This is a genomic window from Paraburkholderia sp. BR10937, assembly GCF_040965695.1.
GTDB lineage: Bacteria > Pseudomonadota > Gammaproteobacteria > Burkholderiales > Burkholderiaceae > Paraburkholderia.
Genome location: NZ_JBFRCL010000012.1, coordinates 70326 through 85523, shown reverse-complemented (window position 1 = coordinate 85523; position 15198 = coordinate 70326). Strand labels below are relative to the sequence as shown.

15 protein-coding genes are annotated in these 15198 nt (G+C 64.2%); 10 read left to right on the top strand and 5 right to left on the bottom strand.

Annotation, left to right across the window (positions count from 1 at the left end; all coding sequences use genetic code 11):
• The 5 genes from AB4Y44_RS12545 to AB4Y44_RS12525 form a co-directional block, all read right to left on the bottom strand.
• Window positions 1-894 (bottom strand): DUF3365 domain-containing protein, encoded by an 894-nt coding sequence (locus tag AB4Y44_RS12545; RefSeq protein ID WP_368699717.1) that lies wholly within the window; start codon window positions 892-894, stop codon window positions 1-3.
• Between the two features lie 19 nt (window positions 895-913).
• Window positions 914-1750, bottom strand: coding sequence for a hypothetical protein (locus AB4Y44_RS12540; protein ID WP_368699716.1), 837 nt, complete (start codon window positions 1748-1750; stop codon window positions 914-916).
• Window positions 1751-1822: 72 nt separating this feature from the next.
• Window positions 1823-2746, bottom strand: a complete 924-nt coding sequence (locus AB4Y44_RS12535) for an anti-sigma factor (protein WP_368699715.1) — start codon at window positions 2744-2746, stop codon at window positions 1823-1825.
• Window positions 2743-3288 carry an RNA polymerase sigma factor gene (locus AB4Y44_RS12530; protein WP_368699714.1) on the bottom strand — a complete coding sequence of 182 codons (546 nt, stop codon included), beginning with the start codon at window positions 3286-3288 and terminating at the stop codon, window positions 2743-2745. Before AB4Y44_RS12530 ends, AB4Y44_RS12535 begins: the two co-directional genes overlap by 4 nt.
• Window positions 3289-3469: 181 nt before the next feature.
• Window positions 3470-4543, bottom strand: a complete 1074-nt coding sequence (locus AB4Y44_RS12525) for a catalase family peroxidase (RefSeq protein ID WP_368699713.1) — start codon at window positions 4541-4543, stop codon at window positions 3470-3472.
• 322 nt (window positions 4544-4865) lie between these two features.
• Between AB4Y44_RS12525 and AB4Y44_RS12520 the strand changes: the two genes are divergently transcribed.
• The 10 genes from AB4Y44_RS12520 (at window position 4866) to AB4Y44_RS12475 (ending at window position 15168) form a co-directional block, all read left to right on the top strand.
• Window positions 4866-5441, top strand: a complete 576-nt coding sequence (locus AB4Y44_RS12520; RefSeq protein ID WP_342923386.1) for a DUF3331 domain-containing protein — start codon at window positions 4866-4868, stop codon at window positions 5439-5441.
• Between the two features lie 331 nt (window positions 5442-5772).
• On the top strand, window positions 5773-6459 hold the full coding sequence (locus tag AB4Y44_RS12515) for a response regulator transcription factor (RefSeq protein WP_368699712.1): 687 nt from the start codon (window positions 5773-5775) through the stop codon (window positions 6457-6459).
• A 112-nt stretch (window positions 6460-6571) separates the two neighbouring features.
• Complete coding sequence (locus AB4Y44_RS12510; protein WP_368699711.1) at window positions 6572-7039, top strand: RidA family protein; 468 nt, start codon at window positions 6572-6574, stop codon at window positions 7037-7039.
• Window positions 7040-7320: 281 nt separating this feature from the next.
• Window positions 7321-9510 carry a PAS domain-containing protein gene (locus AB4Y44_RS12505; protein ID WP_368699710.1) on the top strand — a complete coding sequence of 730 codons (2190 nt, stop codon included), beginning with the start codon at window positions 7321-7323 and terminating at the stop codon, window positions 9508-9510.
• A 146-nt stretch (window positions 9511-9656) separates the two neighbouring features.
• Window positions 9657-10388: a response regulator transcription factor gene (locus AB4Y44_RS12500; RefSeq protein ID WP_368699709.1), complete on the top strand. Its 732-nt coding sequence runs from the start codon at window positions 9657-9659 to the stop codon at window positions 10386-10388.
• A 110-nt stretch (window positions 10389-10498) separates the two neighbouring features.
• Window positions 10499-10870 (top strand): response regulator, encoded by a 372-nt coding sequence (locus AB4Y44_RS12495; RefSeq protein WP_342923381.1) that lies wholly within the window; start codon window positions 10499-10501, stop codon window positions 10868-10870.
• Between the two features lie 86 nt (window positions 10871-10956).
• The gene (locus AB4Y44_RS12490) at window positions 10957-11604 is read left to right on the top strand and encodes a response regulator transcription factor (protein WP_368699708.1); all 648 of its coding nucleotides are present in this window, start codon (window positions 10957-10959) and stop codon (window positions 11602-11604) included.
• A gap of 261 nt (window positions 11605-11865) precedes the next feature.
• Window positions 11866-13590, top strand: coding sequence for a ubiquinone-dependent pyruvate dehydrogenase (gene poxB / locus AB4Y44_RS12485; RefSeq protein ID WP_368699707.1), 1725 nt, complete (start codon window positions 11866-11868; stop codon window positions 13588-13590).
• A 49-nt stretch (window positions 13591-13639) separates the two neighbouring features.
• Entirely contained in the window at window positions 13640-14653 is a 1014-nt protein-coding gene (locus AB4Y44_RS12480) for an alpha/beta fold hydrolase (protein ID WP_368699706.1), read from the top strand.
• Between the two features lie 149 nt (window positions 14654-14802).
• Window positions 14803-15168, top strand: a complete 366-nt coding sequence (locus AB4Y44_RS12475) for a cupin domain-containing protein (RefSeq protein WP_368699705.1) — start codon at window positions 14803-14805, stop codon at window positions 15166-15168.
• Window positions 15169-15198: the final 30 nt, after the last annotated feature.

Sequence of the window (15198 nt, the reverse complement as noted above, 5' to 3'; positions counted from 1 at the left end):
TTACCTCTGCTCTTCGTCGAGAATGCGGAACGCTTCGATGAGGCTGGTCTGCATGCGCCCGAAGGACACCGCAAGCGATGCGATTTCGTCCGATCCACCCGTTGGCAGCGTGGTTGCGTCGAGCTTGCCGAGGCTCATTTCGTCGGCGGTGCGAGACAGCGCACGGATGGGACGCGTAATCAGCACGTGCATCATCACGTTCATCACGATCAGCACGACCGCGAACACGGCGCTGAGCGATAGCATGAACGTGCGCCAGACGGCGCGCCCGCGCGCGATGGGCTGCGCCATCGGCACGGACACGAACTCCGCGCCGATCACCTCGTTCATGGTCCAGCCGAAGCCGTTCGAGCTGCCGTACTTTTCGATCATCGTCGCGGGCGCGGCGTTCGGCGTGCTATGGCACTGCATGCAGGCGGTGTCGGCAATGCTGCTGGGCCGCGCGAGGAAGAACGAGCGGCCGCCCGGCGCATCGCGCTGGCCGGTCAGTTCCTTGAGCTCCGGATGATCGTGCAGATGGCGGATGACGTCGGTCTCCCAGTCGGTCGGGCGGTCGCGCGGATTGGTCGGGTTGAGCATCGTGGCGTTGTACGAGAAGTTCGGGAAGTCCTTGCCCAGCAATTTGAGCATCTCGATGGCCGAAAATGCGGGGATCGATTCGGGCACGAAGCTGTACTTGATCTGCGTGGCGAGCAGCGGCGTGACGTGCGCCGCGGTGTAGCTCTGCATCGACGATGCGGCGCTCGCGAGGATATTGGCGTCGTGCGCGGTTACTTCGAGCGCCTGCTTTTGCAGCAGACGGTCGGAGACCACGCCGATCGCCACCAGCGCGATCGTGAAGATGATCAGGAATACCAGGTTGAATTTGACGCTGAGCGAGAGTCCGGGCTTCATGGCAGTGAAGGTTCGAGCCTTAGGGATAGCGCACTTTGCGAACGCCTGGGCGCTCGGGCGGATAGAGCAGGGCGCGCCAGTCGGGCAGGGTGTTCAGATGGGCCTGAACATCGTGGCGAAACGCGCGATCGGTCAGACGCGAGCGAAAGCGTGCGGGAAAGCTCTTGCGCGCAGGCAGCCTGCTGTCCAGCCACGGCGCGATGTCGTCGTAAGTGGCGACGTGCGAAGGCGGCGCAGTGTGTGCGGGCTTGATGACGGCGAGCGGCTGCAAGGCGTCGCGAAACGCGACCGGCATGCTCGTGACGAAAGCGTCGGTGGGGCGCGCCGATATCTGCACATGCCCGAGGCTGCCGATGCTCAGGAAACGGCCGGTTGGTATCGGCGCGGGCGGCCTGGCCGCGAAGGTCTGCGTGCCGGTTTCGCTGAATACGTTGACCGTTTGCGTGCCCGCGGGCGCTGCGATGATCGCCGCCGCGCTCGACCCAACATCGAGCGCGCCGGGTTCCGTGTCCACGCGCACCTGGGAACAGGGCGCGGCGGCGCACGCGGCTGCGGCGACCTTCAGCCAGCCGCTGAGCAAGGCGACATGGGCGTTGGCCACGAGCATCGCGCGAGTTCGCGGACCGAGCGCGACGAGCGTGCCGTGCTCGTCCTGCAGGTGCGCCACGCCATCGCGCGATTCGAGCAGGTCGCCGTCGCGCAAGGTGTCGCCCGCTGCTGCCGAGGTCACGTTCGCGCCGCGCACGACGCCGACGGGTGCATCGGTGCTCGCGAGCCGCCAGGCGGCGTGCGCGGGCGACGCAAGCGCCGCCGCGATGACGATGCCCGCTGCCCAGAGGTGCAATCGATGAATCATGCCGAGCCATTGGTCGAGGGTGCTTCAACACAACAGCCCGGCGGCGAAATTATTCCGCGCCGACCCTGGCGCTTATCCGTTATGCGGCGGTACGGCTTCCTGCGCCTCGCTGAACAGCGCGGCCGTATCGAGGTTGGAGATGCGCTTGCCGAGCGCGGCGAGATCGACGTCGCCCGCCTGGCCGATCAGCGCGTAGGTGAGCTCGTTCTGCCGCCATGTGGTGACGCCCATCGAGTCGACGGTGCGCGATGTGACCGCTTCGTCCGGGCGCGCGTCCTTCATCACGCACAACGCGATGGGCGGCCCGCTGCGCGGCAGATAAACGATCTGCACGAGCGGCTTGTCGCGAAAGCGCAGACGCTGCACCGACTTGAAGGTAAGCCCGGCGCTGCTCAGATCGGGCACGCGCAGCGCGAGACGGTCGTCGCGGCGGATGTCTTCGACGACTCTCGCGGCGAGCGCCGGATCGTCCTGCCGGTAGGCGACGGTTTCCCGCGTATAGAGCTTCTGGTAGCCAACCGCCGCCTTCACCCACGGCGACGGCTCCGATGCGCTCGCGAGTTGCGAGGCGCCGAAGCCCTGGCCCGCAGGCCCGAACAGCGCGTCGAAGCGCACGAACTGGCCGGCCACGAACGCGCCCGCCACGCATGCCGCCGCGAGCCAGACCGGCACGCGGCGCAGGCGCGATCTCACGGGCGCCGAGGGTTGTTGCTCCGCGCCCGGCATCGCGGCGTCGTTCGCACTCGAAGACGGTTGCGCGGGTTGCCCGGTTTGCGCGCGCACCATTTCCTCGATGCCAAGCTGCAGTGATTCGGGCACGGACGGCAGCGTTTGCTGGGCGAAGGCACCGGCGAAATCGACCTGCGAGGTGCGCAGCAGCGTGACCTTCTTGCGCGCCTCGGCGGACTCGCGCAACTGCGCTTCGATCGCGGCGCGCTCGTCCGGCGACAGGCGGCCGTCCACATAGGCGAGTAACTGTGCGTCGTCGGCAATCATGCGAGTGAGTCCTTGTGCTGCGGGGCGGGCGGCGCCTTGGGTGCCGCACCGCTGAACATGGCACCGACCGATTGCCGCGCTCGCGAGAGCCGGCTCATCACGGTGCCAATCGGTATCTTGAGCACGTCGGCGGCCTGCTGGTACGTCATGCCTTCGACCGCGACGAGCAGCATCACCACACGCTGGGCTTCGGGCAGGCGCTCGACTGCCTCGATGATCTGGCTGTGCATGAGTTGTGTTTCGGGGCCGTTATCGATGGGATCGGGGAGATTTTCGAGGAAATCGTCGTCCCACTCGAAGCTCGCGCGCTTGCGCACGCTGCGGGCTCGCAGCTCGTTGATCCATGTGGAATGCATGATGGAGTACATCCAGCTCAGCGGAGCCGTGTCGGGTTGAAGCTGATGCGCGCGTTCGAGCCCGCGCAGGCAGGCGCGCTGCACCAGGTCTTCGGCGTCGTGCTGGTCCCCGGACAGGCGCAGCGCAAACGCCCAAAGCCGCGGAATCATGGCGGGAAGCATCCCCGGTAAGTCTGTACCGCTCATCGAAGGTTTTTCTCCACGATCCCCGTTCAATCCGGACTGGCGTGCGTTGCGGTCGTGTGCGACCGTCTGGTCAAGGGCGCGCGGCTCGGGCCATTTTGGTGAACTAGTAACGAAACACCTTGCCGGTGGGCTTTATTCCATGCTTTCGTTCGGGTTGCGCTCGCGCCGCCTTCAATGGCCTTCACCGGCCTTTCGTGCCGGCGTGCGCTTCTTCGCTCGTGCGCCGATCGAACGACACCGCGTAAGCGGCGGCGCGCGCGGCGAGCAGCGGGTCGTCCGAGGGCGCGATGCCCACCGGCAGCACCGTCGGGTCGAAATTGATGTCGCGGCAGGGGCCGTCGATTTGCGACCGGGCATGCTCGATGACGATGGTACCCGCATCGACGCGGTGCTGCTCGCGTTCGGCGGGCCAGGTGCGGGTGGCGTCGTCCACCGGGTCGCCCGCGCCCGCGGGCGTCAGCATGAGGTGCCAGCGCACGGGAGCCGATTCCAATTGCACCTTGAGGTCGTGGGCGAGAAAGTCGGGGTCTCTCGCGTCCGGATCACGCGTATCTAGCGGCGCGTAAGGCACGTCGGGCACGACGCTCCAGCGCACGAATCGCATGTTGCCGCTTGCGTTGGTGAAGCGAAACGCATCGATACCGTAATAGCTCGCGTTATAGAACGTAGAAGCCGGCGGGTGCGCGGCGAGCCAGTCGCGCAGCGCGCTGGTTTCGGGGTGGCTCGCAAAGAACGCGTCGAGTCTCGCGGGGTCGGGACGGCCTGTGTGCTTGTCGTGCTCCATGGCCTCTTGCAGTTCGTAAACCGCTTGCGGCGTGCGCACCGCGAATACGGGCGCGGAATTCATGCCGGTGCGCCATTCCTCGCCGTCGCGCATCGCGAAGCGCAGCGCAAAGCTGCGCACGGTCGTGTCCGCGTCGTCTTCGGCGGGATTGCCGCCGGGCGCGGAGAAGCGGCCGACCAACGGCGTGCGGCCGCGCTCGAATACGCTCGCGCGAGACAGTGCCGTACCGTTGCCGTTGCTGTCGAAATAACCGCTCACGCAGATGCCTTTCGCATGATTGCGGCGAAACCCGGGATGCGTGCCGGCGCTGCGTTCGAATGCGTCGACGAGCCGGTCGGGCGTGAGCACGGCCCGGGCGCCGGGCCAGTGTATCCAGCCCGCGGTCCATGCGAACGCCGCGACACAGGCCGCGAGCGTGAGCGCGATGAATGCGTACCGGACAAGAAGTTGCGAAAGCGAAAGACGGGACATAAATCAGCGCAGGGGCCTCTTACAGCCGCTGATGCATGGAAAGGCCCTCTATGAATTTCGTGCGGTGCCGTCGTACGGCGAGGCCATTATGGTAATCCGCTTGCCGCTATTCTGTGTGTGCTGAACGACGAAGGTATACCTACGTATGGGGTCGTCATCCAAAAGCGTCTGTCCGTTTATGCGCGGGAAGAATAGCGGCCAACCGCGCTTGTCCTTAAGCTTCAGTCATTCGCAATGAGTGGGCGCAATGTGCAGGACGTTCCGGTTTCGGGCGACGGGGCACGCGTGACATACACGCTCATCCAGAACATGGGAGTTAGCCGTGGTGAGATTGGATTCGTGGCGGTCGACATACGCGGGAGGCGCGCTCGATGGCGGCGGCCCGGGCGAAAACTTGCGCCTCGCGCAGCCGCGTGATGCCGATGACCCCAACGATCGAACACACACGCCGGATGGCGACGCCGCCGCAGCAGCGCCGGATTGCACGCGCAATCCGTGGGCGCACGTGGTCTCGGGCCTGCTGGCCTCGCCGGCTTCGAGAACCAGCGTTGCGCGCCGCGCGCCCGCAGTGCGCACGCGCAGCGATCTGCGCGCCGCGGATCACAGCACCTACGCAAGTTGCACGGTCAAGATAGAAGAGCGGCTGGCCAATTCGTCGTTTACGCTCTCGTGGAGCGACCCGACGCGCTGCAGCTACCGCGAGCAGGTCTGGAAACGCGCGATCGCCAGAAAGTCGGGCATCTGTGTGCTGTCCGGCGAGCACATCAAGCGCGGCGATGCGGTTTTCCGGCCGCTGGCGCGCCGCTACAAGGTCCCGTTGAATTCGGGGGCGATGATACTCGCCGCGTCGCTGGAGGCGTGGGGCGCTCGCCTGGCCGACTCCGAATCGCCCGAATAGCCGGAATAACCGGGCATGGCGCCGCAAAGACATTAAAATAAGGCGCAAAACTCATTATCTGGGATTTCCCGATCCCTTTTCGTCTCCCCCGCCAAACGATCGGGCTGCATCGGCGCGGCCGGACTCCCCAATACCAAAGTACTAGAGCCTCGCCAGCATGCGCGATGTAAGCTTCAGGGGCGTGGCGTTGCAAGCTTTGCGCCATCTATCGGCCGCCGGCCTGCGGCCGGCGCTTCAACGGGTGAGTCAGGCATCGGCGTCCCAAGGGTACTGGGAGGTGTCCGTGAGCGTTCCATTCGCACACCGTAACAACTGCAGAACACGATCGTAGATGCTAAACACTGTGACCGCCTGGTCGGCTGCCCCCTGCGCCACTACCCCTGCCGGAGTCGTCTACATCGTGGACGACGACGATTCGGTGCGCAGCGCACTCGCGAGCCTGCTGCGCTCGATCGACCTGGAAGTCCACGCCTTTCACTCCGCCGAAGCGTTCCTCGCAGCGGCGAGGAGTACGGGACCGTCGTGTCTGGTGCTCGACGTTCGCTTGCGCGGTCAAAGCGGCCTGGCGCTGCAGAAGGCACTTCTGACGCAGCAGCGCTCGCCCATGCCGGTCGTCTTCATGACGGGCTACGGCGATATTGCCATGACGGTCGAGGCGATGAAGGCGGGCGCCATCGACTTCCTCACCAAGCCCTTTCGCGATCAGGACATGATCGACGCCGTGGTCGCCGCGCTGCAGCGCGACGCGCAGCGTCTGGAAGCGGACCTCTCGCTCGTGCAGGCGCGCGAGCGCTGGGACGCACTGACGCCGCGCGAGCGGGAGGTGCTGGTCCACGTCGCGGCGGGGCTGATGAACAAGCAGATCGCGGCGAGGATGTGCATTGCGGAGGTCACGGTCAAGATCCATCGGGGGCAGGCCATGCGCAAGATGAAGGTGCGCTCCGTTGCCGAACTGGTGCGCAACATCGTTGCGCTCGGGGTCGAACACTCGGGGCCGTCCGGTAATACCGGGGTTTAGGTTCCACCAAACGTTGGGATGCGCTCATCAACCGATGATCTAGCGTTGGTTTTCAGCCATTGCGGTTATCTTTTGCACTCCGCCATGAAACAACCCACCTGGAGAGAGTGCGATGGAAAAGTGCGACGTCTACGAGACGATCAAGACCATGGGCATCGAGTTGCCGCAGGTCAGTTCCCCGGCCGCGGCCTACACCATGAGCGTTCGCAGCGGCGCCACGGTCTATCTGGCGGGCCACCTGCCGCGCGATGCCGGCGCGGTCGTGACCGGCAAGCTGGGCACCACGCTGAGCACCGAAGAAGGCCGCGAGGCTGCGCGCAAGATTGCCGTCGATCTGCTTGCGACCCTGCACGCGAAAGTCGGCAACCTCAACCACGTCAAGCAGATCGTGAAGCTCACGAGCTTCGTCAATTCGGCAGCGGAATTTTCCGAACAGCATCTCGTGACGAATGGCGCTTCGGAATTGCTCGCGAAGGTGTTTGGCGAAGCGGGCGTGCACGCGCGCTCGGCGGTGGGTGTCGCCGAGTTGCCGCTCAATGCCTGCGTCGAGATCGAATTGATCGTCGAAATCGCCGACTGAGCATTCAGTCTATTGCGCAACGGATGCTGCGCCGGTGGCGTGGCATCGACTCGATGCGTTCGCAACGAAATCACGCGACATCGCCGGAACGAGGCGCGGTTGCGACGCCTGCTTTCGCATGCAATAATCCCGAAATTCTCTGGTCAGACCGGACAACTCGCGAAAAAACGCCTCTGAGCGCGGACTTTGGCGCAGGTTTGACGCTCTGACGCCTGCTCGCAAATATCAGAAAGATGATGGGATTGGCCCTTGATGCCGGCATCGTGCTGGATGCGCTGTCAATGGTTGCATGGACTGCGCTGCCTGACGGCCGGGTCGATTTCGTCAACCGCAAATGGTCCGAATATACGGGCCTTGGCCTCGCGGCATCATCCGGTTCGCAATGGCAGGACGCGGTAAGTCCCGACGACTTGCCGGAACTGCTCGAGCGGGGCTGCGCCATCCTCGCTTCCGGGGAGCCTGGCGGAATCACGGCGCGTCTGCGTCGTTTCGACGGCCACGAGCGTTGGTTCGACATTCAGATCAGTCCGGTTCGCGACGCCGCCGGGCAAATCGTCCGCTGGTGCGGGACCTGCAACGATATCGACGACTGGCGGCGCGCCGAAGAAGCGCTCGATGGGCGGGCACTCGACCTGCAATTGATCGTCGATAGCATTCCCGTGCCGGTCACGGTGACCTCGCCGACGGGCGAAGTCGAAGGCCAGAACCAGCTCACGCTCGATTATTTCGGCAAGTCGTTCGAGGAACTCAAGGCCTGGCGCAGCCACGAAATCGTCCATCCCGACGATCTCGACGCGGCGATTGCGGCGCAGGAAGCCTCGCTGGCAAGCGGCAAAACATACAACGTCGAGAGCCGCCACCGGCGCGCAGACGGCGTTTACCGCTGGGTCAACGTGCGCGGATTTCCGCTGCGCGATCGCGCGGGCGACATTCTGCGCTGGTTTCTGCTGTGCATCGATATCGAAGACAGGAAGCGGGCCGAAATCACGCTCGCGGAGAGCGAGCGTCACCTCAACGAGACCATCAACGCGCTTCCCGCACTCGTGTGGTCGGCGCGCCCGGACGGGACTGGCGAATTCTATAACCAGTACTACCTCGATTATCTCGGGCGAACGCTCTCGCAGGTGCAGGACCACGAGTGGACCAAGGCGGTTCATCCGGACGACCTTCCGGGGCTCATGGCCGCATGGGCCGCGATCATGGCGAGCCGCATGCCCGGTGCCGCGGAAGCGCGCATGCAGCGCTACGACGGCCAGTACCGATGGTTTCTGTTTCGCACGAGTCCGTTGCGCGACCAGGATGGCAACGTCGTCAAATGGTATGGCATCAACATCGACATCGACGATCGCAAGCGCGCAGAGGAAGAGTTGCGGCGCAGCGAGGCATTCCTCGCCGAAGGCCAGGCGCTGGCCAGAATGGGCAACTTTTCATGGGATGCCGATACGGATGAGATCGCCTGGTCGGAGCAGATCTACCACATCTTCGATTTCGAGCCGGGCACGCCCGTCACGCTGGAGCGCATCGCCGGGCGCGCTCACCCTGAGGATATGGGGTTCGTCGCGCAGTTCATCGAGCAGGGGCGGCGCGGCGCAAGCGATCTCGAGTGCCAGCACCGCCTGTTGATGCCGGACCAGAGCGTCAAGCATCTGCATCTGATCGCCCACCGTGCAGCGGACCGCCCGGGCCGCAAGGAATATAGCGGCACGGCGCTCGATATCAGCCAGCGGCGCAGCTCGGAAGAGGCGCTCGACAAGGCGCGCGCGGAGCTTTCGCATGTGGCGAGGGTGATGAGCCTGGGCGCCTTGACGGCTTCGATTGCCCATGAGGTCAACCAGCCGCTCGCGGGCATCGTGACCAACGCGAGCACCTGCCTGCGCATGCTGGCGGCCGTGCCCCCCAACATCGAAGGCGCGCAGGAGACGGCGCGGCGCACGATCCGCGACGGCAACCGCGCCGCCGATGTGATCGCCCGGCTGCGCGCGCTCTTCACGAGGCGCAGCGCCACGATCGAAGCGGTCGATCTCGGCCGCACCGCGCGGGACATCGTCGCCCTCATGCAGAGCGACCTCGACCGCGCGCGCGTCGTCGTGCGCATGGAGTTCGCCGACGGCCTGCCTTGTGCGGGCTGCGACCGCGTGCAGGTGCAGCGGGTCATCATGAATCTGTTGCGCAATGCCGCCGATGCCATGAGCACGGTGGACGACCGGCCCCGGCGCATGACGGTGACGACCGAAGCCGGACCGGACGAAACGGTCCGCCTGAGCGTACGGGACGCGGGAATCGGCTTCGACCCGCAAGACGTGGAGCGGCTTTTCGATGCTTTTTATACGACCCGGCATGACGGCATGGGCATCGGTCTCGCGATCAGCCGCTCGATCATCGAAAGCCTGAATGGGCGCCTTTGGGCCGGGACCCCGACGGACGGTCCAGGCGCGATCTTCTCGTTCTCGCTGCCCGTTTATGGCGCGTAAATGACGCTCACGCGCGGTTGCGGCGGCGCGTATACATACCTCCGTATGATGGACGCGTGCGATGGCATCGGGCATCGTGCGGTGTTGGTTCCATTGGCATCTGGCGCCTGAGCGTGGCGCGGCGATGGATATTACCGAGGTAGGCCATGCAAAGACCTGGCGAAACGCAACGACAACGTTCCGCGAGCGTCTCGCAGGCGCTTCCAGTCGTATTCGTGGTGGACGACGACGTGTCCGTGCGCGAATCGCTTGAATTGCTCATCAGCAGCGCAGGCTGGCAGCCGCAGGTGTTCGGCGCCGCACGTCAATTTCTCTCTCACCCGCGCGTTTGCGGGCCGAGTTGCCTGCTGCTCGATGTTTCGCTTCCCGATCTGCACGGTCTGGACTTGCAGCGGCAAATCGTGGCCGACCGTGCCGACATGCCGATCATCTTCATTACCGGCTATCCCGATGTACCCGTGACGGTACGGGCCATGAAAGCCGGCGCGATTGAATTCTTCACCAAGCCGTTCAACGGCGAAGCGCTGCTGGACGCCATTCGCGACGGCATCGAGCGCAGCCGCGCGACGCTCGACGCGCAGAGCGAAAACCGCGCGCTGCAGGCTCGCTATGGCGCGCTCACGCGTCGCGAACGGGACGTGATGACGCTCGTCGTGCGCGGCTTGCTCAACAAGCAGGTGGCGGCGGAGCTTGGCATCAGCGAGATCACGGTCAAGGGCCACCGCGGCAGGCTGATGGAGAAAATGGCGGCGGGTTCGCTGCCGGAACTCGTGATCATGGCCTCGAAGGTGTGCCCGCAGACCCAGGCTGCGTGGCAGCCCGGCGGCGCGCGTGCAAGGGGCCGGCGGTCGGCGACCGTCGCTTCAGAGCGGCTTTGAAGCGGCAGCGGACCGATTTTTTTATTCGAGTGATACCAAGGTATCGTAGATTCTCCACCCGGGTTCACGCATCCTCAGGGATACGGGGTAGCGGTCTCAACGAGACTTGATTGCGGGCAATCATGCTGGTAACGTTGGTCGATGATGACGAAGCAGTGCGGGAGTCGCTTCCCGATCTGGTGAGTATGTTCGGATATGCCGTGAGCGCGTTCTCATCCGCAGAGGCTTTTCTCGCGTCCGAAGTCGTCGATCAAACCCGTTGTCTGGTCCTCGACATCAACATGCCGGGTATGGGCGGGCTGGGGCTTTTTCGCGAGCTGAAACGTCTTGGCAAGAACGTGCCGGTCGTTTTCATTACGGCTCACAAAGACGCAGCCGTTCGCGATCGCCTGATCGCGCAGGGCGCGTGCGATTGCCTGTTCAAGCCCTTCAGCGATACGGCGCTTCTCGCGGCGCTCAAGCTGGCGCTCGGCGAGAACTGAAGGCGTTTCAGGGCTTCGGGGCGATAAAGAGGAATAACGTGCCTGAAGGTAGAACCGGTAGAGCAGGTAGCGCGGGCCAAGGCGCCTTGCCGTCAAGCGGTTCGCAAGCCGAACCCGTGGTATTCGTCATCGACGACGACATTTCCGTTCGCGAATCGCTGGAGCTCTTGTTGAGCAGTGCGGGGCTGCCCGCACAGATCTTCGCCTGCGCCGAAGATTTTCTCGCTCACCCGCGCGTGTTCGCGCCCACCTGTCTGGTGCTGGACGTGTCGCTGCCGCAAGTCGATGGGCTGGAACTGCAGCAGCGCATTGCTGCCGACCGGCCCGACATGCCGATCATCTTCATCACGGGGCACAGAGACGTGCCCATGACAGTGAAGGCCATGAAGGCCGGCGCGGTCGAATTCCTGACCAAGCCGTTCAACGACGAGACCTTGCTTCAGGCCATCCGCGACGCCATCGAGCGCAGCTGCGAAGCCCTCGACGGCCACATGGAACGGCGCGCGCTTCACGACAGCTATGCGGCGCTTACGCCGCGCGAGCGCGAAGTCATGGCGCTCGTGGTTTCGGGTTTGCTGAACAAGCAGATAGGCGGCGAACTCGGCATCAGCGAGATTACCGTGAAGATGCACCGCGGCAAGGTCATGCAAAAGATGAACGCGGATTCTCTACCGGAACTGGTCCATATGGCGGCGAAGCTGGGCTTGCCGTCGCCGCGCGATCGCAAGCGCTAGCCACGCATCGCGCAGCCTATACCTGCGTATAGTATGCTCAACCGATCGCGGTATAGTGCCGTCTCCCGGCGCGATGGTACGCTGTCGCGTCTCCTGTGTGCCCGTGTCAAGCCACGCAACATGAATGCTCACGGCAATTATTGGGGATAACGAAAGATTCGTAAATCAGCTTGCGAGTGAATTCGTTCACTCGAATTCACTCGCGACGCCCCACGCTGTTCCGATTGCTTGCAACCCCCACATCGTGTAGAGAGGGAATTCATGGGCAGAATGACGATCGCGGACTATCTCGCGCGCACGCTCGCCGCAGCCGGCGTCGAACGGATCTGGGGCGTGACGGGCGACAGCCTGAACGGCCTTTCGGCGAGCCTCCAGAAGATCGATTCGATCCGCTGGATGCACACGCGCCACGAAGAGAGCGCGGCATTCGCCGCGGGCGCCGACGCTGCATCGACGGGGCGCCTCGCGGTTTGCGCGGGCAGCTGTGGGCCGGGCAATCTGCATCTCATCAACGGCCTGTACGATGCGCACCGCAATCATCAGCCGGTACTCGCCATCGCGGCGCATATTCCCTCGACTGAAATCGGCCTTGGCTACTTCCAGGAAACGCATCCTCAGGAACTCTTCAAGGAATGCAGCCACTTCGTCGAACTCGTGACGAACGCGGAGCAGTTTCCGCGTGTACTGGCGCGCGCCATGCGCACCGCCATCGAGGAACGCGGCGTGGCCGTCATCGTCCTGCCCGGCGACGTGGCATTGAAAGAACTCGAGCAGGCGTCGATCGGCTGGAGCGAAGCTTCGGCGCCGGCTGCGATCGTACCCGCGCAAGCGGACCTCGAACGGCTCGCCGCGCTGCTCAACGAATCGGATGCGGTCACGCTGCTGTCCGGCAGCGGGACGGCCGGCGCGCATGACGAGGTCGTGGCGCTTGCCGATACGCTGGGCGCCCCGGTGGTTCACGCGCTGCGCGGCAAACAGTTTATCGAGTGGGACAATCCGTACGACGTGGGCATGACCGGGCTGATCGGTTTCAGCTCCGGCTACCACGCGATGGCCTCGTGCGAGACGCTGGTCATGCTGGGCACGGACTTCCCGTATCGCCCGTTTTATCCGACTAATGCCAGGGTCGTCCAGATCGACTGGAAAGGCTCGCAGCTGGGCCGCCGCGCGCCGCTCGAGCTAGGGCTGGTGGGCACGGTGCGCGAGACGATCGCGGCGCTCTTGCCCATGCTCGCCCGCAAGGCCGATCGGCAATTTCTCGAGAATGCGCGCAAGCATTATCAGGCGGCGCGCCAAGGCCTCGACGATCTCGCCACGCCCTCCGCACCCGGCCGGCCCATTCATCCGCAATACCTCGCCAGACTGATCGACGAGGCCGCGAGCGAAGACGCCATCTTCACCGCCGATGTGGGCACGCCAGCGCTGTGGGCCGCGCGCTATCTGACCATGAATGGCAAGCGGCAGTTGCATGGCTCGTTCAATCACGGCTCGATGGCCAACGCGATGCCGCAGGCGCTCGGCGCGCAAGGTGCATATGCCGGGCGTCAGGTCGTTTCGCTGTCGGGCGACGGGGGGCTTTCCATGCTGCTTGGCGATCTGCTGACTGCGCGCCAGCTCGGTCTGCCGATCAAGGTGGTCGTGTTCAACAACAGCTTGCTCGGTTTTGTTTCGATGGAACTGAAGGCAGCCGGCTACCTCGATGCGAATGTCGATCTGGACAAGACCGATTTCGCCGCGATTGCGCAGGGTGCGGGCATTTACGCGACGAGAGTCGAGGAGTCGGAGGACCTGGCGGGCGCGCTGAAGGCGGCCTTCGCGCATCCGGGCCCCGCGCTCGTCGATGTCGTGATTTCGAAGCATGAACTCGCCATGCCGCCCAAAGTGGAAATGGAGCACGCGAGGGGTTTCAGCCTGTATATGCTGCGCGCGATTTTTAGCGGCCGCGGCGACGAGATCGTCGAACTCGCGCGAACGAATCTTCGTTAAAACGCGCGTCAATATTCACTTGACTTCGATTGCCGGGAGAAAAGGGATCATGTCGGAACAGATCAATGAACGTCGCCGCCGTATTCTGGGAACGGGCCTCGCAGGCGCGGCGCTGGTGGGCGCGGGTTTGAGCGAGCTGGCGCGCGCGCAGTCCGCGCCGGCGGCCTCATTCGGCGAGATTCATCAGGTGCAGGCGAATCACCTGAGCATCGGCTACGTCGATGCCGGGCCGAAGAATGGCCCGCCCGTCATATTGCTGCATGGCTGGCCTTACGATATCTACGCCTTCGCCGAGGTCACGCCGATCCTCGTGGCGGCGGGGCATCGCGTGCTCGTACCGTATTTGCGCGGCTATGGCTCGACGCGTTTTCTCTCCGCCGATACGCCGCGCAACGGCCAGCAAGCCGTTGTCGCCGTCGATATCGTCGGGTTCATGGACGCGCTGAAGATCAAGCAGGCCGTGTTCGGAGCGTTCGATTGGGGCGCACGCACGGCCAACATCATCGCAGCGCTGTGGCCCGAACGCTGCAAGGCGCTCGTTTCCGTGAGTGGTTATCTGATCGGCAGCCAGGCCGCCAACGCCAACCCGCTACCGCCGCAGGCCGAACTGGCCTGGTGGTATCAGTTCTATTTCTCCACGGCACGCGGCGTGGCGGGCTACGAACAGAACCGCCACGATTTCAACAAGCTGATCTGGCGCCTCGCTTCGCCGCAATGGCATTTCGACGATGCCACCTACGATCGTACGGCGGCTTCTTTCGATAACCCCGATCATGTCGCGGTCGTGATTCACAACTACCGCTGGCGGCTGGGTCTCGCGCAGGGCGAGGCGAAGTACGACGATATCGAAAAGAAACTGGCGCTCTCGCCCACGATCGCGGTGCCCACCATCACGATGGAAGGGGACGCCAACGGCGCGCCGCATCCGCAGCCGGCGGCTTACGCCGGGAAGTTCACGGGAAAGTACGAGCATCGCGACATCAGCGGCGGCATTGGCCACAATCTGCCGCAGGAAGCGCCCAAGGCGTTTGCCGATGCCATGCTGCAGGTTCAGCATCTGTAGCGGCCCTTCCAACGCTTGCGATCCCAGGCATATTCAACGGATGACTCATGGTCATGGCCAAGACTCGTAGATCCGCTCTCGCTGCAGTTCTGGCGGTTTGTTCGCTGGCGTGCTCATGCGCGCAGGCACAAACGCAGACGATTAAACCTGTGAAGCTTTCGAAAGCCGATCTCGACGGCGCCGTCTTCAACCGCAAGGACGCGCAAAAGTCGGTTGAAAACGGCACGCAGATGACCGACGTGGTCGGCTTTACATCGCCGGACAAGGCCTATCAAACGGGCGTGTTCAAGTCGGGTCCGTCGCACGAAGTCATCAAGGGACCGCAGGGGCTCGCCTACACCGAGTTTCTGTATTTCCTTTCGGGCGGCGTGAAGCTCACCTCGTCGGACGGCTCGGTGCTGAACTTCGGCACGGGCGAAGCCGTGACGCTGCCCAAAGGCTGGACGGGCCAATTCGACACGCAGGGCTATACGAAGCTGTACGTGACGTATAGCCCCGAAGATACGAAGCAATAAGGCCCCGCGCGCCGCAATGGCGGCCGACGG

Coding starts and splice junctions, on each gene's coding strand:
- AB4Y44_RS12525 (WP_368699713.1), bottom strand. CDS start 4,543: ATGTCCCGTCTTTCGCTTTCGCAACTTCTTGTCCGGTACGCATTCATC.
- AB4Y44_RS12530 (WP_368699714.1), bottom strand. CDS start 3,288: ATGAGCGGTACAGACTTACCGGGGATGCTTCCCGCCATGATTCCGCGG.
- AB4Y44_RS12500 (WP_368699709.1), top strand. CDS start 9,657: ATGCAAAGACCTGGCGAAACGCAACGACAACGTTCCGCGAGCGTCTCG.
- AB4Y44_RS12535 (WP_368699715.1), bottom strand. CDS start 2,746: ATGATTGCCGACGACGCACAGTTACTCGCCTATGTGGACGGCCGCCTG.
- AB4Y44_RS12505 (WP_368699710.1), top strand. CDS start 7,321: ATGGTTGCATGGACTGCGCTGCCTGACGGCCGGGTCGATTTCGTCAAC.
- AB4Y44_RS12515 (WP_368699712.1), top strand. CDS start 5,773: ATGCTAAACACTGTGACCGCCTGGTCGGCTGCCCCCTGCGCCACTACC.
- AB4Y44_RS12540 (WP_368699716.1), bottom strand. CDS start 1,750: ATGATTCATCGATTGCACCTCTGGGCAGCGGGCATCGTCATCGCGGCG.
- AB4Y44_RS12510 (WP_368699711.1), top strand. CDS start 6,572: ATGGAAAAGTGCGACGTCTACGAGACGATCAAGACCATGGGCATCGAG.
- AB4Y44_RS12545 (WP_368699717.1), bottom strand. CDS start 894: ATGAAGCCCGGACTCTCGCTCAGCGTCAAATTCAACCTGGTATTCCTG.
- poxB (WP_368699707.1), top strand. CDS start 11,866: ATGGGCAGAATGACGATCGCGGACTATCTCGCGCGCACGCTCGCCGCA.
- AB4Y44_RS12480 (WP_368699706.1), top strand. CDS start 13,640: ATGTCGGAACAGATCAATGAACGTCGCCGCCGTATTCTGGGAACGGGC.